We start from the raw sequence: 19,932 nt of genomic DNA, 5'->3' as shown, positions 1-19,932 counted from the left end.
CCTGTCCGCCGCCACTCAGCGAGGAGCCCGTCATGCCCGAAGCCGTCATCGTCAGCGCCGCCCGTTCGCCGATCGGCCGGGCCTTCAAGGGCTCGCTGAAGGACGTCCGCCCGGACGACCTGACCGCGCACATCATCCAGGCCGCCCTGGCCAAGGTGCCGCAGCTGGACCCGCGCGAGATCGACGACCTGATGCTCGGCTGCGGCCTGCCCGGCGGCGAGCAGGGCCACAACCTGGCCCGCATCGTGGCCGTGCAGATGGGCATGGACTACCTGCCCGGCGCCACCATCACCCGCTACTGCTCCTCCTCGCTGCAGACCACGCGGATGGCGCTGCACGCGATCAGGGCCGGCGAGGGCGACGTCTTCGTCTCGGCCGGCGTGGAGACCGTCTCGCGCAGCGTCCACGGCACCTCGGACGGCCTGCCGGGCACCATGAACCCGCTGTTCGACGAGGCCCGGGCGCGCACGGCCGAGCGGGCCGAGAAGGGGACGTGGGGGGCCGACGGGCAGGGGCCGGGCTGGCACGACCCGCGCGAGGACGGGCTGCTGCCGGACGCCTACATCGCGATGGGCCAGACCGCCGAGAACCTGGCCGCGCTCAAGGGCATCACCCGCGCCGAGCAGGACGAGTTCGGCGTGCGCTCGCAGAACCTCGCCGAGGCCGCCATCGAGGCCGGCTTCTGGGAGCGCGAGATCACCCCGGTCACGCTGCCGGACGGCACCGTGGTCAGCCAGGACGACGGCCCGCGCGCGGGCGTCACCCTGGAGGGCGTCTCCGGCCTGAAGCCGGTGTTCCGCCCGGACGGCACGGTGACCGCCGGTAACTGCTGCCCGCTGAACGACGGCGCCGCCGCCCTGGTCATCATGTCCGACACCAAGGCCCGCGAGCTGGGCATCACCCCGCTCGCCCGGGTGGTCTCGACCGGCGTCAGCGCGCTCTCCCCCGAGATCATGGGCTACGGCCCGGTCGAGGCCTCCCGGCAGGCGCTCAAGCGGGCCGGCCTGACCATCGGCGACATCGACCTGGTCGAGATCAACGAGGCCTTCGCCGCCCAGGTGATCCCGTCCTACCGCGACCTCGGCGTGGACCTGGACCGGCTGAACGTCAACGGCGGCGCGATCGCGGTGGGCCACCCCTTCGGCATGACCGGCGCCCGGATCACCACCACCCTGATCAACTCCCTGCAGTGGCACGACAAGCAGTTCGGCCTGGAGACCATGTGCGTCGGCGGCGGCCAGGGCATGGCGATGGTCATCGAGCGACTGAGCTGACCCCGAACGACCCCTGCCACGGCCGGATCCGTCAACCCGGAAGGGTCCAGACCACCCATTTGGAGTGACGCAGCGTAATTGAGGGCCGGATCACACCGAGAGGTCGATCCGGCCCTCTTTCCTGTCATTTACGGACCGGAAATCGACGGTGCGGAGCGGATCAACTCCGCAGCGTAGAGCGGGACTACCTAACAATTTGGGGACAAGAGCGAAAGTCACCGACAAAGTGGACATTCGCCACTGCAGTGACAGGGCCGGATGCGGCAGTGTGGAGACGTAACCCCGTTCCGCTCCTCGCTAGGAGTACGTTCCGTGAGCGCCGTCTACACCATCCTGCTGCTGATCCTGATCGCCGTGTCGACCGCCGTGCTGCTCCACCTCCGGGGAATCTCCCGTCGGCTGGACGCGCGGGCGACCGCCGCGCCGGCCGTCGACGAGGCGGCGATACGCCGGGCCGTCGCCGACGCGCTGGCCGCCGACCGCGAGCGGGAGATCACCGAGGCCCGGGCGTTCTGGGCCGAGCAGGAGGCCCGTGCGGCCGAGGACGCGCCCCTGTTCGACTCCCCCTTCGCCGGGGTGTTCAACACCACCGACGAGTGGCCGCTCTTCTTCCCTCGCCCGACCGGGCCGAGCGAGGCGGCCGACAACGCGGGCACCATGGATCCGGAGTTCGGCGAGGCGCTGCGCTCGGCGCTGGAGGACCTCATCCAGGAGGGCGGCGCCCGCCCGGCCGAGCCCGAGACCGAGGGCGGCGCCCCGGTGCGCCCCGGCCACCCGGCCGGCGCCCCGGCCGCCGAGACCGCCGGGGAGGCCCGGGCCCGCCGCGAGGCCGACCTGCTGGCCACCGGCCTGGAGGCCGGGCTGCTGGACGCCGAGCCGGCCGTCGAGGATGCCCCGGCCCCCGCGCCCGACCCGCGCCGCCACCCCTCGCACCCCGACTTCGTCCCCAGCCAGGCGCCGTCCCGGGAGTGGACCGACACCCGGCTGACCGCGCTCGCCGAGGAGGCGACCGCCCTGGTCGACGTCCGCCCCGGCCCGCTCGGCACCCTGGACGTCTACGCCTTCGCCGACGGCACCACGCTCTGCGTGGCCCCGGGCGACCGCGAGGCCGCGTACCGGCTGATCGACGCCGTCCGGGCCGGCGAGAACGTGCGGCTGCTCGGCGGCTCCCGGTTCTCCGGCTCCTACTCGCTGACCTTCTCCACCGACGAGGACACCGTGTACGTGCTCGCCGACCGGGTGGTGGCCAGCATCTGACGCGACCGACGCGCACCGGCCGAGGGGCCGGCCGGATCAAGGGGTTACCGATCCGGCCGGCCCCTCGGCCGTTCGCGTGCCGGGTGGCGGGTGCCGGGCAGCGGGCGCCGGAGGGTCAGAGGGTCAGAGGGTCAGAGGGTCAGAGGGTCAGAGCACCGCAGTGGTCTCCGCGAGCCACCCCAGGGCCTGCGCCCGCAGCGCCCGCACCGTCAGCGGCCCGTCCGGCAGCGCCACCGCGGCGTCCGCGGGCAGCGCGGCCAGCGCCGCCGCCAGGTCGTGCCCGACCACCGCGAGCTGGTCGCCGACGGCGAACGCCCCGGCGTCCGGCAGCTCGCGCGACGGCCCGCCGCCCGCACCACCGCCGGCCCCGCCGTCCGGCCGCGCCCCCTCGGCCGCCAGCGCCGCGGCCGCCAGCCGGCGGGCCAGCGCCAGCCCGGCCGCCGCCCGCGAGGGGTGCCCGGGAACGGCGCCCAGCAGCCGGCTCTGCGGCATCGCGCGGAACCGGTCGGCGAGCGCGTCGACGGCTTCCACCAGGGTCTTCTCATCGGGCGTCTCGGACATGCCGCGAGCATACGGGGCCCGGACGCCGAAAGCCGCCGGGCCCCGGAGCGGGTGCTCCGGGGCCCGGCGGCAGTGGTGGCGCGAGGGAGGATCAGTCGTCGCCGCGCAGGATCGCGATCAGCCGCAGCATCTCGACGTAGATCCAGACCAGCGACAGGGTGAGCCCGAAGGCGGCCCGCCAGGACTCCTTCTGCGGGGCGCCGTGCGCGATCGCCTCCTCGATGGCGGCGAAGTCCAGCGAGAGGAAGAACGCGCCGAGGCCGATGCCGACCAGGCCGACCACGATGCCGAGCGGGCCGGAACGCAGCCCCATGTCGGCGCCGAAGACCATCGAGGCCACCAGGTTGACCAGCATCAGCAGCACGAAGCCCATGGCGATCGCGATGCCGATCCGGGTGTAGCGCGGGGTGACCCGGATCCGGCCGGTCTTGTAGGCGATCAGCATCGCCGCGAAGACCGCCGCGGTCCCCAGCACCGCCTGGATCGCGATGCCCGGCCAGATGGTGTTGAACACCTTGGTGATCGCGCCGAGCGCGAAGCCCTCCAGACCCGCGTAGAGCAGGATCAGCGGCGGGCTGACGCTCCGCTTGAAGGAGATCACCATGCCGACCACGAAGGCGATCAGCGAGGCGCCGATGGCCAGGCCGAAGTTCCGGTCCGGCAGGGCGAACCAGGCCAGACCGCCGGCCGCGACCAGGGTCAGCAGCGTCATCGCGGTGCGCGCGACCACGTCGTCGAGCGTCATCCGGCCGGTCGCCAGCGGACCGGCGGACGGCGCGTTGTACATCTCGACGAGCTGCTCGTCGGTCAGCGGCGCCTGGCCCTGCGGCTGCTGGGCGTAGGGGCTGTTGGCGTACGGGTTGTTCCCGTACGGGTTGTTGCCGTAGGGGTTGGTGGCGGTCGGGCCCCCGGCCGGCGGGGTCTGGGTGGTCCCGAAACCCGCGTAGCCGGACTCGCGGGTGAAGGACCCCTCCCGCGAGAAGACCGGGTTGCTGCTTCTCATTGCTCATTCCCTCCGTGGCGGCACTGCACCGCCCGAACCACAAGGGTAATGGCTTGGCAAAGAAATCGGCATCCGCCGCGAGAAGGATTCGGGTGTGACCTCCGGCGGGGACGCCGGAGGGCGTCCCCGCGAGCAAGTACGTGCCCAGAGCCGGACTCGAACCGGCACGGCCTTTCGGCCAAGCAGTTTTAAGCTGCCCGTGTCTGCGTTCCACCATCTGGGCGTCCTGCGGACCCGGCCCCGCGGACGGAGCGGAGAGCATCGCCCAGCCGCCCGTGCGGACCACCCCTGAGCCTAGTCGCCCGGCCTCCCCTTTCGCATGTTCCAAGGCGGGGAAGTTGTCATGTTTCCTTGCCATCTGACGAACAGTTCGTGATTTGGCCACCGAACCCGCCCGATCCGGCCACCGCCCTTCCGCTCAGGGTGGGTGTCATACCGCAGGAGGAGAGCGCCACCTGGGCGTACACCCAGCGGCGGTCAGGCCAACCGTCCGGCGGAGCGACGAGAAACCATGATCATCCGGCGGAGCATGGAGGTACGGCCGGACACCCCTGGAAGGGCCCGGCCGGACGAGCACCCCTGCGCGCCGCGCCCACCCGGCGCGCCCCCTGTCTGCCGAGCCCGAGGAGCACCCCCGTGACCACGTCGACCGCAACCGCCGTCCGCACCGGCCGGGCGGCCGCCCGCGCCACCGGCCTGAACAAGGTCTACGGGGAGGGGGAGACCCGCGTCGTCGCCCTCGACAACGTCAGCGTCACCTTCCCCCAGGGCGAGTTCACCGCGATCATGGGCCCCTCCGGCTCCGGCAAGTCGACCCTCATGCACTGCATGGCCGGCCTCGACACCGTCACCTCCGGCTCCTCCACCATCGGCGACACCGAACTCGTCGGCCTCAAGGACAAGCAGCTCACCCAGCTGCGCCGCGACCACATCGGCTTCATCTTCCAGGCCTTCAACCTGCTGCCCACCCTCACCGCCCTGGAGAACATCACCCTCCCGATGGACATCGCCGGCCGCAAGGCCGACAAGCAGTGGCTCGACAAGGTGGTCGAGACCGTCGGCCTGTCCGGCCGGCTCTCCCACCGCCCCAGCCAGCTCTCCGGCGGCCAGCAGCAGCGCGTCGCCTGCGCCCGCGCCCTGGCCGGCAAGCCCGACATCATCTTCGCCGACGAACCCACCGGCAACCTCGACTCCCGCTCCGGCGCCGAGATCCTCGCCTTCCTGCGCAACTCCGTGCGCGAACTCGGCCAGACCGTCGTCATGGTCACCCACGACCCCGTCGCCGCCTCCTACGCCGACCGCGTCGTCTTCCTCGCCGACGGCCGCATCGTCGACGAACTGACCCACCCGACCGCCGACGCCGTCCTGGACCGCATGCGCCGTTTCGACGCCAAGGGCCGCACCAGCTGACGCCCCGCGCCGGCCGCCCGACCCTTCGCAGACCTCAGGACCCCAGGACACCCCATGTATCGCACCGCACTGCGCAATGTGCTGGCCCACAAGGGCCGACTGCTGATGACGGCGCTGGCCGTCATGCTGGGCACCGCCTTCGTGGCCGGCACCATGGTCTTCTCCGACACCTTCGGCAAGGCCATGCGGGACAACAACTCCAAGAGCTACTCCGACGTGGCGGTCCAGGTCGTCGACACCGCCGCCGGCGCCGGCGCGACGGCCCGGGAGAAGAGCGAGAAGAGCGCGGTCACCCTGACCGACGCCACCGTCCAGCAGCTCGCCGCGCTCCCCGGCACCGCGAGCGCCCGCGGCGTGGTCAGCGGCTTCACCGGTGTCGCCGACAAGGACGGCACCCTGATCGGCCGGCCCTGGACGGCCAGGGGCGCCAACTTCGCCCCCGGTCCGGACGGCAAGGACGCCCGCTACCCGATGGCCGAGGGCCAGGGCCCGAAGAGCGGCAAGGAGATCGCCCTCGACCGCAGGACCGCCGACAAGGGCGGCTACAAGGTCGGCGACACCGTCCGGGTCGGCTCCAACGGCCCGGTCCTGGAGGCGAAGCTCACCGGCATCTTCACCACCGACGACCCGGTGGTGAACTCCGGCGGCACCCTCACCCTGTTCGACCGCGCCACCGCCCAGCAGCTGCTGCTGGAGCCCGGCCGCTACAGCAGCATCGTGCTCGCCGCCAAGCCCGGCACCAACCAGGACGCCCTGCTCTCCGAGGTGACCCAGAAGCTCCACCCGGAGCAGCAGATCGAGGCCCGCACCGGCGCCGACCTGAAGGCGGAGGACGAGCGGCTGATCGAGAGGAGCAGCGAGAGCATCCGCACCATGCTGCTCGCCTTCGCCGCGATCTCGCTGTTCGTCGGCATCTTCATCATCGCCAACACCTTCACCATGCTGGTCGCCCAGCGCACCAAGGAGCTGGCCCTGCTCCGCGCGGTCGGCGCCAGCCGCAAGCAGGTGACCCGCTCGGTGCTGGTCGAGGCGCTCGCCATCGGCACCGTCTCGGCCGCGGCCGGCCTGCTCGCCGGTCTCGGCGTCGGCGCGGGGATGCAGTCCCTGATCGCCTCGCTGGACGACGGCATGCCGACCGGCCCGCTGGTGATCAAGCCGCTGACCGTGGTGGTCACCCTGGTCGTCGGCATCCTGGTCACGGTGCTCTCCGCGCTGCTGCCGGCCGTGCGCGCCGCGCGGATCGCCCCGGTCGCCGCGATGAGCAGCGGTGACCAGCCGGTCAGCCAGAAGTCCCTGGTGGTCCGCAACGTGATCGGCTCGCTGCTGGCCGCCGCCGGCATCGCGCTGATCGCCTTCGGCGCCTCGAAGGGCAACTCCGACGGCCGGATGCCGGTCGCGTTCGGCGCGCTGCTCGCCGTCCTCGGCGTCTTCGTCCTGCTGCCGCTGCTCTCCCACCCGGTGATCGCCCTGGTCGGCCCGGTCCTCGGCAAGCTGTTCGGCACCCCCGGCAAGCTGGCCCGGCAGAACGCGGTGCGCAACCCGCGCCGCACCGCCGCCACCGCCGCCGCGCTCACCATCGGCCTGACCCTCGTCAGCGGTCTGACGGTGATCGGCGCCTCGGTCGCCGACACCCTGGACCGGACGGTCACCAGCTCGATGAAGGCCGACTACCTGGTCTCCGCGGCCAACGGGATGAGCCTGTCCGACAAGGTCCCGGCCGAGATCGCCAAGGCCCCCGGGGTCGCCGCCTCCTCGCCGCTGACCTCCGTCTACTGGGATCTCAACGGCAAGGGCCGGACGATCACCGGCCTGAACGCCGACAGCCTCGACAAGCTGGTCTCGGTGACGATGAAGAGCGGCTCGATGGCCACCGCCGCCCAGGGGCAGCTGCTGCTCGACGAGGACGCCGCGCAGAAGGCGGGCGTCACCACCGGCTCCAAGGTCGACGTCACCTACGGCGACGGGAGCAAGGGCTCCCTGACCGTCGGCGGCGTCTACGAGAAGGGCGGCCTGCTCGGCGGGGCACTGCTGGCCAACAGCGAGATCGTCAAGCACGAGCCGCAGCCCTACCTGAACAACGTCCTGGTCAAGGGCACCGGCGGGGAGACCGAGGCGCTCAAGAAGGCGCTCAAGGACGCCACCGGCGCCAACCCGGTGATCGAGGTCAAGTCGCGCCAGGACGTCCGGGACGACTTCAGCCAGACCATCACCTTCGCGCTCAACCTGATGTACGGCCTGCTGGCGATGTCGGTGATCGTCGCGATCCTCGGCGTGATCAACACCCTGGCGATGTCGGTCTTCGAGCGCAAGCGCGAGATCGGCATGCTGCGGGCGATCGGCCTGGACCGCTCCGGCATCAAGCGGATGGTCCGTCTGGAGTCCGTGGTGATCTCGGTCTTCGGCGCCGGCATCGGGGTCCTGCTCGGCTGCTTCATGGCCTGGGCGATCAACGGCACCCTGAAGTCCAGCCTGCAGGGCATGGCCACCGTGGTCCCCTACGGCCAGCTGCTGCTCTTCCTGGTCCTGGCCGGCCTGGTCGGCCTGGTGGCCGCCTTCTGGCCCGCCCGCCGCGCCTCCAAGCTGGACATCCTGGCCAGCATCAAGACGGACTGACCACCGGGTCCTGACACTCGGAAGGCCCCTGCCGGAGGGTTTCGGCAGGGGCCTTCTTCGTACTTCTGTACTCCGCCCGACTCGCACAGCCGGCTGAGCACCACGGAGGTCGTGGTCCGGCAGCACTGCCGGGCGGAGGGCCTCCGACTCATACCCCGGTGCTCCCACACCGGGGTCCGCAGTCGCTTACTTGCTGGCGAGCTCCTTGCCGGCGGCCGGCTCGGCGGCCGCGACGGCGGGCTTGGTGGGGGCCGTGACCTCCTGGATCGGCTGGTACGGGTTCTCCATCTGCGACAGGCCGACCATCTCGCGCTTCAGGAACATGGCGAGGGTCCAGTCGGTGAAGACCCGGACCTTCCGGTTGAAGGTGGGGACCATGGCGCCGTGGTACAGGCGGTGGAACCACCAGGCCGGACGGCCCTTCAGCTTGTACTTGCCGAAGAGGATCGCGACACCCTTGTGCAGGCCGAGGCCGGCGACCGCACCCAGGTTCTTGTGCTTGTACTCCTGCTGCGGGAAGCCGCGCATGCCGGAGATCACGTTGTCGCCGAGGACGGCGGCCTGGCGCACGGCGTGCTGCGCGTTCGGCGGGCACCAGGCGCCCTCGCCGGCGGCGAGGTCCGGCACCTGGGCGTTGTCGCCGGCGGCCCAGACGTAGTCGAAGCCCTGGACCTGGAGGGTCGGCGCGGTGTCGACGTGGCCGCGCGGGCCCAGCGGCAGGCCGAACTGGGCCAGCACCGGGTTCGGCTTCACGCCGGCCGTCCACACGATGGTGGAGGCGTCCATCTCCATGCCGTTCTTCAGCACGACGTGGCCGTCGACGCAGGAGTCCATCGAGGTCTCGATGTAGACCTCGATGTTGCGCTCCTCCAGCTTCTCCTTGGTCCACAGACCGAGGTCCGGGCCCATCTCGGGGAGGATGCGGTTGGCGGCCTCGACCACGACGAAGCGCATGTCGTCACGGCTGACGGTCTTGTAGATCTTGGAGGCGTCGCGCGCCATGTCCTCGATCTCGGCGATCGTCTCGACGCCGGCGAAGCCGCCGCCGATGATGACGAAGGTCAGCGCCTTGCGGCGGACCGCCTCGTCCGTGGTGGACTCGGCCTTGTCCAGCTGCGCCATGACGTGGTTGCGGAGGGCGATGGCCTCCTCCACGGTCTTCATGCCGATGCCGTTCTCGGCCAGACCCGGGATCGGGAAGGTGCGGGAGACCGAACCGGTCGCGACGACCAGGTAGTCGAAGGGCAGCTCGTACGAGTCGCCGGCCGCGGGCTGGATCGTGGCGATCTTGCGCTCGTGGTCCACACCGGTGACCGCACCGGTGAGCACCTCCGCGTTCTTCAGCGCGGTGCGCAGGGGCGCGACGAGGTTGCGGGGCGCGACGTTGCCGCCGGCCGCCTCGGGGAGGAAGGGCAGGTACGTCATGTACGACCGCGGGTCCACGACCGTGACGGTCGCTTCGCCGTAGCGCATCTTCTTGAGGATGCGCATCGCGGCATACAGGCCGACGTAACCACCGCCGACAATGAGGATGCGAGGACGCTCCGTGGTGCTCATATCCGAAAGTATCCAGCACCGCCCGGAGCAGTCTTCGTGAGCCCGCTCACAAGCTTATGGACCCCTTCTGCTACACTGCGCGCCCCCGTTCCGGCCCCCCACCGGACCCCGCGCGGCCCTCCCGGGCCCCCGGTGCACACGTCCGTTCGGACGCCCCCGCTGAGCAGCAACGATCCTTGACACGGCCCGGTTCCCGCATAGGATTTCGATTTTCAAACCTCCGGCGGGCCGGAACCTGCGATCCAGTGGCGATCACCCCCGGCGAACCTTCGGTCCCACATATCGGACGGACCGGGCCGCCGAGTACGGCGAAAGACCGGATCCTCATGTGAAGAAATTCACGAACATTCCCGCCCGGCCGTCGGCGCGCCCCGGCCCCGGAGCCCCAGGGGGGGCTGCCGGGGCCGGTCGGCGGGTCCTCCGCCTGCTCAGCGGGCGATGCTCCAGGCGATTCCGTCGAGGATGTCGTGCTCGCTGACGACCACCTCGGCGGCGCCGGTGCGCTCCATGATCTCCAGCAGTTCCAGCGCGCCGGCCGCGATCACGTCCACCCGTCCCGGGTGCATCGACGGGATCGCCGCCCGCTCCGCGTGGGTGGCGTGCAGCAGCCGGTCGGCGATCTCGGCGACCCGCTCCCGGGAGATCCGGGAGTGGTGGATCGCCTCCGAGTCGTACCGGGGCAGGTCCAGGGCGATCGCCGAGATGGTGGTGACCGTGCCGGCCAGGCCGACCAGGGTGGCCGCGCCGGTCAGCGGGACGGCCTCGGCGGCCCGGTCCAGCTCCGCCCGCACGTGCGCGCGCGCCTCGGCGATCTGCTCGTCGGACGGCAGCTCGGCGCCGCCGAAGTGCCGCTCGGTCAGCCGGACGCAGCCGATGTCCACCGAGCGCGCCGCCCGGACGTCCTCGTCCCCGAGCACGAACTCGGTCGAGCCGCCGCCCAGGTCGAAGACCAGGTACGGGGCGGGGAACTGACCGCCGGTGAGCTCCTTGGTCGCGCCGACGAAGGACAGGTGCGCCTCCTCCTCGCCGCTGACCACCTCGGGCTCGACGCCCAGGGCCGCCCGCACGCCGTCGACGTACTCGGCGCTGTTCTCGGCGTCACGGGAGGCGCTGGTGGCGACGAAGCGGATCCGCTCCGGGCCCACCCCGAGGTCCGCGATCACCCCGGCGTACTCCCGGCAGGCGGCGAAGGTGCGCTCCAGCGCGTCCGGGTGCAGCCGGCCGGTGCGGTCCACGCCCTGGCCCAGCCGGTTGATGATCATCCGCCGGTCCAGGTCGGTGATCGCCCCGGTCTCCGGGTCGAGGTCGGCGACCAGCAGCCGGATCGAGTTGGTGCCGCAGTCGATCGCGGCCACCCGGGTGGTGGTCACGCCCCGGCCTCCCCCGCCTCGTCCGCCTCCTGAGCGGCCCGCTTGGCGGCGCGCTCGGCGGTCTTCTGCTCCTTGGCCGCGATCACGGCCGCGTGGTCCTGCTCCTTGGCCCGGTTGCGGACCACCCGATCGCCGGCGGCCGCGACCTCGGCGGCGGAGACGCAGGGGCCCTTGGCCCACCAGTCCTCCAGCATGCCGATCGCCTCGTCGCCGAGCGGGTTGACGCCCTCGCCGGCCGCCAGCGAGTGGCCGACCAGCACGTGCAGGCACTTGACCCGGTCCGGCATGCCGCCGGCGCTCGGGAAGCCCTCCAGCACCTCGATGGCGTCACGGCGGGCGATGTAGTCCTCGTGCGCCTTCTGGTACGCCGCGGCCAGCTCCGGGTCCTCGGCGAGCCGGGCGCTCTGCTCCTTCATCACGCCGTCCGCCTCCAGGGTGCCGATCAGCGAGGCGGCCTTGGGGCAGGTCAGGTAGTAGAGCGTCGGGAACGGCGTGCCGTCCGGCAGGCGGGGGGCCGTCTCCACGACGTCCGGGTTGCCGCACGGGCAGCGGTGGGCCACGGCGCGCAGGCCGCGCGGGACCCGGCCGAGCTGTGCGGCGATCGCCGCGACGTCCTCGTCGGAGACGGTGGGGTGGTTCTCAGTGGTCATGGGAGGAGCTGTCTCCAGCGGGGGCGGGGGCGGGTGGTGAGGGTGGGGCGGGCTGCCCCGGGGCGGCGGGGGCCGCCGGCGCGGCGGCGGCGTCCACGGAGTCCCAGACGCTGGCGTACCAGGGCCGGGCCGCCTTGGCCGGCGCGGCCGCCGGGCCCGCCGCGGGCGGCGGTGCGCCCAGCGCGGACTTCCCGGCGTCCTTGGCCGCCGGGTCCACCGCGATGTACGGGGTCTCCCCCGGCATCGCGTAGTGCAGCCGGGTGCGGGCCTGCGCCTTGACGTACTCCGGGTCCTGCCAGCGGGCCTTCTCCCGGCGCAGCTGCTCGACCTGCTGCCGGGCGTGCTCGGCCCGGGCGCGCTGCGCCGAGATCTCCGAGCGCTGGGAGACGAACTGCCGGGTCGGGTAGGCCAGGATCGCCACCAGTGAGCAGAGCACCAGCACGAGGACGGTCGCCCGGCTCGTGAACCGGGGCCGGGCCGCCAAGCCCGGGATCCTCCAGCCTGCCATCTCCGGTGTCCCCCTCCTGCTCCTGGTCCGCTCCTGGTCGCGACGGTGCCCCGCCGTCCACCCTACGGGGTGAACGGCGGGGCACCGGTCAGGCGTGCGCTACCGGGACGTCCCGGCGTCGACGGCCGGGGCGCCGCCGGGCGGGCTCAGCCCTCGTGCTTGAACCGCGGGAAGGCGCCGCGGCCGGCGTACTCGGCGGCGTCGTCGAGGATCTCCTCGATGCGCAGCAGCTGGTTGTACTTGGCGACGCGCTCGGAGCGGGCCGGGGCGCCGGTCTTGATCTGGCCGCAGTTGGTGGCGACGGCGAGGTCGGCGATGGTGACGTCCTCGGTCTCGCCGGAGCGGTGCGACATCATGCAGCGGTAGCCGTTGCGCTGAGCCAGCTCGACGGCGTCCAGGGTCTCGGTCAGCGAGCCGATCTGGTTGACCTTCACCAGCAGCGCGTTGGCGGTGCCGGTCTCGATGCCGCGGGCCAGGCGGGCCGGGTTGGTGACGAACAGGTCGTCGCCGACCAGCTGGACCTTGTCGCCCAGCTTCTCGGTCATGGCCTTCCAGCCGTCCCAGTCCGACTCGTCCAGCGGGTCCTCGATGGAGACCAGCGGGTAGGCGTCGACCAGGCCGGCGTAGTACTCGATGAGCTCGGCGGAGGTGAGCGCCTTGCCCTCGAACTGGTAGGCGCCGTCCTCGTAGAACTCGGAGGAGGCGACGTCCAGGGCGAGCGCGACGTCCTTGCCCGGCACGTAGCCGGCCTTCTGGATGGCCTCGACGATGAGGTCCAGGGCCTCGCGGTTGGAGTCCAGGTTCGGGGCGAAGCCGCCCTCGTCGCCCAGGCCGGTCGACAGACCGCGCTCCTTCAGCACGCCCTTGAGGGTGTGGTAGACCTCGACGCCCCAGCGGACGGCCTCGGAGAAGGACTCCGCGCCGATCGGGGCGATCATGAACTCCTGGATGTCGACGTTGGAGTCCGCGTGCGAGCCGCCGTTGAGGATGTTCATCATCGGGACCGGCAGGACGTGGGCGTTCGGGCCGCCCAGGTAGCGGAACAGCGGCAGGTCGCTGGCCTCGGAGGCGGCGTGCGCGACGGCCAGCGAGACGCCCAGGATGGCGTTGGCGCCGAGCGAGGACTTGTCCGGGGTGGCGTCCAGGTCGAGCATGGCCTGGTCGATCAGGCGCTGCTCGGTGGCGTCGTAGCCGACCAGCTCCGGGCCGATCTGCTCGATGACGGCCAGGACGGCCTTCTCCACGCCCTTGCCGAAGTAGCGGTTCTTGTCACCGTCGCGGAGCTCCAGCGCCTCGAAGGCGCCGGTGGAGGCACCCGACGGGACGGCGGCACGGCCGGTGCTGCCGTCGTCGAGGCCGACCTCGACCTCGACCGTGGGGTTGCCGCGCGAGTCGAGAATCTCACGGGCGACGACGACATCGATGGACGGCACGAGGCATCTCCTAGCGGAAGCAGGTTCGGCTGACGGTGGGTGCTGTCGGCCGGACGATTGCGGAGTCGTTACGACCAGAGCCTAACCGCACGGGCTGTCCGGGCCACGTCGACCTCGGCTCCGTCTCAGCGTGTGGCCCGGCTACCCACCGGTAGTTCACCTGGTTGCCCGACCCGAGGGGGCCGGATGCGGACGAAGGGGGACCGATCGGTCCCCCTTCGTCCCGTGCGGCCGGACCGGCCGTCAGGCGAGGCTCAGCACCTGGCCCGGGACGATCAGGTTCGGGTCGGCGCCGACGGTGCCGCGGTTGCCGTCGTACAGCGCCTGCCAGCCGCCGGAGACGCCCTGGGCGGTGGCGATCCCGGCGAGGGTGTCGCCGGAGCGGACGGTGTAGCCCTGGCCGGCCGGCTGCTGCGCGGCGGGGGCGGCCTGGGCAGCCGGGGCGGCCGGGGCGGCGGCCTGCTGGCCGGCGTACTGCTGGTAGACGCTCTGGTGGCTGGTCCAGTACCAGGCGCCGTTGCTCTGGTACCAGAACACCTTGGCGTCGGCGTCCCAGCCGGCCTTGCCGGAGAAGGCCGGCGACTGCTGCTGCGCCTGCGGGGCCTCCTGCTTGGGCGCGGCGTGCTTCGGCGCGTACTGCTGCGCCTGCGGCTTGGCGGCCTGCTGCTGGACCTGCGGGGCCTGCTGCTTGGGCGCGGCGTGCTTGGGCGCGGCGGGCTTCGCGGCCTCCTGCTGCGGCTTGGCCTCCTGGGCGGCCTGCGGGACCTGCAGCTTCGGGGCGGCCGGCTTGGCGTCCGTCGAGGTGTCGACCGCCGCCGGGGCGCCGCCCTTGCTCAGGCCGGCCTTCTTGGAGCAGACGGGCCAGGCGCCCGGGCCCTGCGAGGCGAGCACCTTCTCGGCGACCGAGATCTGCTGGGCCTTGGAGGCCTGGTTGGCCTGCGGCGCGTAGGCGGTGCCGCCGTACGCCTTCCAGGTGCTGGAGGTGAACTGGAGGCCGCCGTAGAAGCCGTTGCCGGTGTTGATGCTCCAGTTGCCGCCGCTCTCGCACTGGGCGACCGCGTCCCAGGTGGAGACCGGGGCGGCGGAGGCGCCGGTGGCGCTCAGGATCGGCATGGCCAGTCCGACGCCGGCGACACCGGCGACGGCGATGGCCTTCTCGGCCTGGGTACGGCGACGGTGACGACCGGTTCCAACGAACAGCATGAAGGGGTCCCTCTCCGCACGCCTGCGAGGTGAGCTGTCGGGTTCGGACCGGGAGGTGGCCCGGCCGCGCGGAGGCGGCTTCACCCCTAGCCGTGGGAGACGGCGCAAAACCTGGGTCCCCCGCCCCTGCCCAGGGTTCTGGTCGGTTTCCCGTGGCGCGGCGGGCAGGACTCGGCGTTCCGCGCACGGGGCTCGCAGCTGCGAACTCCAGGGAGAGTAGACAGATCTTCAGAGCAATCACAAGCTCATATCGTCGATATCACATGGACATCACGTCATGTGATGGATTGCCTACCAACCGGGGCGGTATGTCCGGATTGAGGGTGGTTCAGACCCCCCGAATCCGGGCAACGGAGAGTCTCCGTCAGCGTGTTGTGCCGATGCGTCAGCCCTCGGAGCCGGTCTCCGGAGCCTTGCCGCCGGGCGTTTTCTCCGGCGTGAATTCCACCGGAAGTTCACGGAGTCCACGCATGATCAGACCACCCCGCCAGCGCAGGTCCACCGGGTCCGCGGCGAGTTCGAGGTCCGGCAGCCGGGTCAGCAGGGTGGCCAGCGCGGCCCGCCCCTCCAGCCGTGCCAGCGGGGCGCCGATGCAGTAGTGGATGCCGTGCCCGAAGCCCAGGTGGGGGTTGTCCGTCCGGGCCAGGTCCAGGGTGTTCTCGTCGGCGAACCGCGCCGGGTCCCGGTCCGCCGCGGCGAGCACCACCAGCACCGGGTCGCCGACCGGGATCCCCACCCCGCCGATGGTCAGCGGACTGGTCGCGAACCGCCAGGTGGCCAGCTCCACCGGCCCGTCGTAGCGCAGGAGTTCCTCGATGCCGGTCTCCAGCAGCGCGCTCTCGCCGCGGCCGACCGACTCCTGGAGCAGGGCGCGCTGTCCCGGGTTGCGCAGCAGCGCGTACACGCCGTTGCCGATCAGGTTGACCGTGGTCTCGAAGCCGGCGAACAGCAGAATGAAGGCCATCGCCGCGGCCTCGTTCTCGGTCAGGTGCTCGCCGTGGTCGCTGGCCCGGATCAGCCCCGAGATCAGGTCGTCGCCGAGATCGGCCCGCTTGCGGTGGATCAGCTCCGCCAGGTAGGCGCGCATCCGCTTCACCGCGCGCCCCACGCCGCCGCGCTGACCGCCGCCGTGCCGGATCATCATCCCGGCCCAGTCCCGGAAGTCGTCCTGGTCCTCGGCCGGCACCCCGAGCAGGTCGCAGATCGCGTAGATGGGGAGCGGGAACGCGAACTCGTGGATCAGGTCGGCGGACCCGCGCGCGGCGAAGCCGTCGATCAGCCGGTCGGTCAGCTGCTGCACCCGCGGCTCGAAGGCCGCCACCCGGCGCGGTGTGAACGCCTTCGACACCAGCCGCCGCAGCCGGGTGTGGTCCGGCGGGTCGATGTTCAGCAGGTGGGTCATCAGGTCGGCCTGCCGCTCGCCCGGGATGCCGACCCGGCCGGTGCGGTGGGCCTGCTCGCTGTGGTGCACCGGGTTCTTGGAGAGCCGGCTGTCCGCGAGCGCCTGCCGGGCGTCCGCGTACCGGGTGACCAGCCAGGCCTCCACCCCGCTCGGCAGGGTGGTCCGGTGCACCGGTTCGTGCTCGCGCAGCCAGGCGTACGCGGGGTACGGATCGGCGGCGAACTCCCAGGTGAACAGGGGCGGACGGGGGGAGGCGGGCTGAGCTGGCATGGGTCGACGGTATCCCGGGCGTGTCCCGGTCACCGCACGGCGTGCGCACGCCGTGCGCGCGGGCGGCGCGGGACCCGGACGCGGTCCGCCGCGCGCGGCAGGCGTGAGCCTGGTCACCTGAGGGGTAATTCCTGTTGCGGAGGGTCAGGACCTGCCTACGATCCTCCGCAAGATGTCCGTGGGCGCCGGTGCGGAGCCGCCCACAGGGAGGAGCAAGGCCATGCGGGTCACCGGTTCGGTCGTCGTGATCACCGTGCTCGACGGCGGGTCGGGGGCGGACCTCGCCCGGCGGCTCACCGCTGCGGGGGCCGTCGGCGTGCTGATCGCCGACCAGCGGGTCGGGATCGCCGAGGACCTCGCCACCGAGCTCGACCGGCCGGGCTGCCGGGTCGTCGGCGTCTGCGGCGACGTCCGCCGGCCCAGCGACGTCGCCGCGCTGGTCGACACGGCGGAGAAGCACCTGGGGCCGATCGACCTGTTCTGCGTGGCCGGGCCGGACGGCGAGCGGATCGTCTCGCTCGGCGACCTGCCCGACCACCTCGACCTGGAGCGGCTCGCCGAGCTGGTCGCCCTGGTCGGCGAGGCGATCGGCGAGGTGGTCGTCCCGGCGCAGCGGCGGCCGGTGCAGGACGTGGCCGTCGTCTGAGGCGGCCCGCGCGGGCGGCGCTACTCCGCGGGCTTCAGGCCCTCGGCGGCGCGCACCGCGTCCCGGTAGCCGCGCGCCGAGGCCCGCAGTGCGGCGTCCACGTCGATCCCGGCGTCGTGCGCGCGCTGCGCCACCGCGAGCAGCAGCCGGCCCGCCGACTCCGCGGTGAGCTCGGCGGGCAGCTCGTACGGCTCGTCCGGCACGCCCGTGAAACCGGCCCGGCGCACCCGTGAGACGAGCTTCGCCGCGTACGCGAGCGAGGGCAGCCCGGCCGGCACGCCGTCCAGCACCGACTCCCGCTCCGACTTCTCGGCCGCCTTGAGCGCCTCCCAGCTGGCCTCCACCTCCGCCGCGCCGCTCGCCTCGGCGTCGCCGAACACGTGCGGGTGGCGGTACATCAGCTTGTCGACGATGTCGCCCGCCACGTCGTCGATCGAGAAGGCGCCGGTGGGGTGCTCCTCGGCGATCCGGGAGTGGAAGAAGACCTGGAGCAGGACGTCGCCCAGCTCCTCGCGGAGCATGTCGCGGTCCCCCTCCTCGATCGCCTCGACCAGCTCGTAGGCCTCCTCGACCAGGTACTTCACCAGGCTGGCGTGGGTCTGCTCGGCGTCCCACGGGCAGCCGCCCGGCGAGCGGAGCCGGTCCATCACGGAGACCAGGTCCAGCAGCCGCGCGCCCGGCAGGTCGTACGAACCGGGCAGCACCTCGATCTCCGGCACCTCGCCGGCGTGCTCGACGGCCAGGCGGGCCAGCGCGTCGGTCAGCCCGGGGTCGCCGTCCGGACTGCCCAGCCAGACCGTCGGACCGGCCTCCTCGGCGGACGGCCCGGCCGGGGCCTCGGTCAGCAGCCGGGCCAGCGCGGGGGCGGAGCCGGGCGCCACGATCCGGACCTCGACGCCGGCCTGCGCCACGGCGGGCAGCTGCGGGTGGGCGGGGTCGGCGGCGAGCACCCGGCCGGCCGACCGCAGCGCCTCCCAGGCGGGCCACGACAGCAGGCCGGGGGCCACCCGGTGGGTGGTGATGAGGAGGATCAGCTTGGGGCCGGGAGGATTCGTCGTCACACCCCGAACCTACCCGCCCGGCCCGCACCCCCGCCCCCGGATTCGGGAGCGTCCGCGGGCCCCGGCCGCTGCCGCCCGCACAGCCGGGCGGGGGCGTCAACCCTGACGATCGTCCAGGTCGGACCCTGTCTTTCGGGTCGGGCCGGCCGCCGCTCCCGGCGCCTACCGTCCGCGGCATGACGAACACGCTCAGGAACCGAACGGCCCTCGCGGTGGTGCTGCTGGGGGCGGGCACCGGCGCGGTCGGGTGGCTGGCGCCGGGGCGCGCGGGCGGGGACGGCCCGGTCCGGGTGGTCACCGGCTGGTCCGCCGCCGGTTACCGCCGGGTGGCCGAGGCCGTCGCCGACGCCCCGCCCCGGCTCGCCGCCCTGCTGGAGCCCGCCACCGAGGCCGGGCTGCTCGCGCTGGGTCTGCTGCTGGTGCTCGGCTGGTGGACGGCGCGCGGGCGACGGGACGCGGGCGCGGTCGCGGGCGTCGCGCTCACCGGCCTCGGCACGGTGCTCGCGTACGGGACGAGCGAGCTGCTGAAGTCGGTGCTCGACGAGGAGCGGCCGTGCCGGGCGCTGTCCGCCCTGCCGTCCACCGCGCTCGCCGACTGCCCGCCGCCGGGCGACTGGTCGTTCCCCAGCAACCACGCGACGCTGGCCGTCGCGCTGGCCACCGGGCTGGTGCTGCTGCGGCCGCGCCGGGAGGCGTGGGCGGGGCCCGCGCGGCCGAGGTGGGTGGCCCGGGCGAGGTGGGTGGCCCGGGCGAGGTGGGTGGCCGTGCCCGTCGGTCTGGGGACGGCCGGCCTGCGGGTCGCCGCCGGGGTGCACTACCCGCACGACGTGCTCGCCGGGGCGGCGCTGGGCGGGGCGGTCACGGCGGCGGTGGTCGTCGCCCTGCTGCCGTCCGCGACGGCGGCGGTCGGCGCGCTGGGCGGCGTGCGGCTGCTCGGGCCGCTGCTGCTCCGGCCGCTGCCGGTGGCCGTCGCAGTACCGGTGCCGGTGCCCGTCGCGGCGCCCGCCCCGGGGTCAGGCCGGCGGGCCCGCCGCCAGGCCGGCCTCGTGGGCGAGGACGGCGGCGGCCGCCCGGTTGGCCACGCCCAGCCGCGCCAGGACGTTGCTGACGTGCGCCTTCACCGTGCCCTCCACCACCCCGATCCGGCGGGCGATCTGACCGTTGGACAGCCCGGCGGCGACCAGCGCCAGGACGTCCCGTTCACGGGCGGTCAGCCCGGCCACCCGGCGCTGCGCCGCGGCCCTGCGGTCGGCCGGGCCACCGGCCCCGGTGGCGGCGAGGTGGGCCACCACCCGGGCGGCCACCCGGGGTGAGAGGTAGGCCGCGCCGTCCGCCACCGACCGGACCCCGGCGATCAGCTCCTCCGGCTCGCCGGACTTGATCAGGAAGCCGTTGGCGCCCCCGCCGAGGGCCCGCAGGATGTAGTCGTCCTCGCCGAAGGTGGTCAGCATGACGATCCCGGTGGCCGCTCCGGTCCTGGTGGTGACGGCGCCGCGGCGGATCTCGGCGGCCGCGGCGATGCCGTCCGTGCCGGGCATCCGGATGTCCAGCACGGCGACGTCCGGGCGGTGGCGCCGGACCAGCTCCACCGCCTCCCGCCCGTCCCCGGTCTCGGCGACGATCTCGATCCCCGGGTCGGTGGCGAGCACCGCGCGCACCCCGGCCCGCACCATCGGCTCGTCGTCCGCGATCACCACCCGGATCGGTGCGCGGG

The 19,932-nt window shown here is 73.0% G+C and carries 15 protein-coding genes, 1 tRNA gene, 2 pseudogenes and 1 riboswitch; of the genes and pseudogenes, 6 read left to right on the top strand and 12 right to left on the bottom strand.

The window, feature by feature from the left end; translation table 11 throughout:
• The first annotated feature begins 32 nt into the window (after positions 1–32).
• Entirely contained in the window at positions 33–1,274 is a 1,242-nt protein-coding gene (locus ACFVVL_RS15675; RefSeq protein ID WP_380294945.1) for an acetyl-CoA C-acetyltransferase, read from the top strand.
• 312 nt (positions 1,275–1,586) lie between these two features.
• Positions 1,587–2,531 (top strand): hypothetical protein, encoded by a 945-nt coding sequence (locus ACFVVL_RS15670; protein WP_387675355.1) that lies wholly within the window; start codon positions 1,587–1,589, stop codon positions 2,529–2,531.
• Between the two features lie 147 nt (positions 2,532–2,678).
• Here the strand turns inward: ACFVVL_RS15670 and ACFVVL_RS15665 are convergent, their stop codons facing one another.
• The 3 genes from ACFVVL_RS15665 to ACFVVL_RS15655 form a co-directional block, all read right to left on the bottom strand.
• The gene (locus tag ACFVVL_RS15665) at positions 2,679–3,092 is read right to left on the bottom strand and encodes a hypothetical protein (protein WP_387675352.1); all 414 of its coding nucleotides are present in this window, start codon (positions 3,090–3,092) and stop codon (positions 2,679–2,681) included.
• Positions 3,093–3,183: 91 nt separating this feature from the next.
• Complete coding sequence (locus ACFVVL_RS15660) at positions 3,184–4,095, bottom strand: Bax inhibitor-1/YccA family protein (protein WP_380294950.1); 912 nt, start codon at positions 4,093–4,095, stop codon at positions 3,184–3,186.
• A gap of 141 nt (positions 4,096–4,236) precedes the next feature.
• Positions 4,237–4,318, bottom strand: a tRNA-Leu gene (locus ACFVVL_RS15655).
• Between the two features lie 413 nt (positions 4,319–4,731).
• On the opposite strand from ACFVVL_RS15655, the gene ACFVVL_RS15650 reads away from it, so the two are divergent.
• Positions 4,732–5,505 carry an ABC transporter ATP-binding protein gene (locus ACFVVL_RS15650; RefSeq protein WP_380294952.1) on the top strand — a complete coding sequence of 258 codons (774 nt, stop codon included), beginning with the start codon at positions 4,732–4,734 and terminating at the stop codon, positions 5,503–5,505.
• 54 nt (positions 5,506–5,559) lie between these two features.
• Positions 5,560–8,118, top strand: coding sequence for an ABC transporter permease (locus ACFVVL_RS15645; RefSeq protein WP_387675348.1), 2,559 nt, complete (start codon positions 5,560–5,562; stop codon positions 8,116–8,118).
• 186 nt (positions 8,119–8,304) lie between these two features.
• Here ACFVVL_RS15645 and ACFVVL_RS15640 read toward each other — a convergent pair whose 3' ends face one another.
• The 7 genes and pseudogenes from ACFVVL_RS15640 to ACFVVL_RS15610 all read right to left on the bottom strand — a co-directional run bounded on the left by ACFVVL_RS15640 (position 8,305) and on the right by ACFVVL_RS15610 (position 16,511).
• Positions 8,305–9,675, bottom strand: coding sequence for an NAD(P)/FAD-dependent oxidoreductase (locus ACFVVL_RS15640; protein WP_387675345.1), 1,371 nt, complete (start codon positions 9,673–9,675; stop codon positions 8,305–8,307).
• A 428-nt stretch (positions 9,676–10,103) separates the two neighbouring features.
• The gene (locus ACFVVL_RS15635; protein ID WP_387675604.1) at positions 10,104–11,030 is read right to left on the bottom strand and encodes an exopolyphosphatase; all 927 of its coding nucleotides are present in this window, start codon (positions 11,028–11,030) and stop codon (positions 10,104–10,106) included.
• Between the two features lie 14 nt (positions 11,031–11,044).
• Positions 11,045–11,713: pseudogene (locus tag ACFVVL_RS15630) on the bottom strand (DUF501 domain-containing protein); the annotation flags it as partial.
• Positions 11,685–12,179, bottom strand: a complete 495-nt coding sequence (locus ACFVVL_RS15625) for a septum formation initiator family protein (RefSeq protein ID WP_387675342.1) — start codon at positions 12,177–12,179, stop codon at positions 11,685–11,687. The gene ACFVVL_RS15625 and the pseudogene ACFVVL_RS15630, both read right to left, overlap by 29 nt.
• Before the next feature lie 170 nt (positions 12,180–12,349).
• Positions 12,350–13,636: a phosphopyruvate hydratase gene (gene eno / locus ACFVVL_RS15620; protein ID WP_380294962.1), complete on the bottom strand. Its 1,287-nt coding sequence runs from the start codon at positions 13,634–13,636 to the stop codon at positions 12,350–12,352.
• Positions 13,637–13,879: 243 nt separating this feature from the next.
• Positions 13,880–14,839 carry a transglycosylase family protein gene (locus tag ACFVVL_RS15615; protein WP_387675339.1) on the bottom strand — a complete coding sequence of 320 codons (960 nt, stop codon included), beginning with the start codon at positions 14,837–14,839 and terminating at the stop codon, positions 13,880–13,882.
• 5 nt (positions 14,840–14,844) lie between these two features.
• Positions 14,845–14,993: riboswitch (cyclic di-AMP (ydaO/yuaA leader) on the bottom strand.
• 231 nt (positions 14,994–15,224) lie between these two features.
• Positions 15,225–16,511 carry a cytochrome P450 gene (locus ACFVVL_RS15610; protein WP_380294966.1) on the bottom strand — a complete coding sequence of 429 codons (1,287 nt, stop codon included), beginning with the start codon at positions 16,509–16,511 and terminating at the stop codon, positions 15,225–15,227.
• Between the two features lie 220 nt (positions 16,512–16,731).
• On the opposite strand from ACFVVL_RS15610, the gene ACFVVL_RS15605 reads away from it, so the two are divergent.
• Positions 16,732–17,157, top strand: a complete 426-nt coding sequence (locus ACFVVL_RS15605) for an SDR family NAD(P)-dependent oxidoreductase (protein WP_387675336.1) — start codon at positions 16,732–16,734, stop codon at positions 17,155–17,157.
• Positions 17,158–17,177: 20 nt separating this feature from the next.
• On the opposite strand, the gene ACFVVL_RS15600 is transcribed toward ACFVVL_RS15605, so the two are convergent.
• Positions 17,178–18,218, bottom strand: a complete 1,041-nt coding sequence (locus ACFVVL_RS15600) for a MazG family protein (RefSeq protein ID WP_380296065.1) — start codon at positions 18,216–18,218, stop codon at positions 17,178–17,180.
• Between the two features lie 176 nt (positions 18,219–18,394).
• On the opposite strand from ACFVVL_RS15600, the pseudogene ACFVVL_RS15595 reads away from it, so the two are divergent.
• Positions 18,395–19,084: pseudogene (locus tag ACFVVL_RS15595) on the top strand (phosphatase PAP2 family protein); the annotation flags it as partial.
• 147 nt (positions 19,085–19,231) lie between these two features.
• On the opposite strand, the gene ACFVVL_RS15590 reads toward ACFVVL_RS15595, so the two are convergent.
• On the bottom strand, positions 19,232–19,891 hold the full coding sequence (locus ACFVVL_RS15590) for a response regulator (RefSeq protein WP_380296066.1): 660 nt from the start codon (positions 19,889–19,891) through the stop codon (positions 19,232–19,234).
• Between the last annotated feature and the right edge of the window lie 41 nt (positions 19,892–19,932).

Origin of the sequence: Kitasatospora sp. NPDC058115, assembly GCF_042884635.1 — a bacterium.
Classification (GTDB): domain Bacteria; phylum Actinomycetota; class Actinomycetes; order Streptomycetales; family Streptomycetaceae; genus Kitasatospora.
Note: the sequence above shows the minus strand (reverse complement) of the source record. Positions and strands in the feature narration are given on the sequence as shown.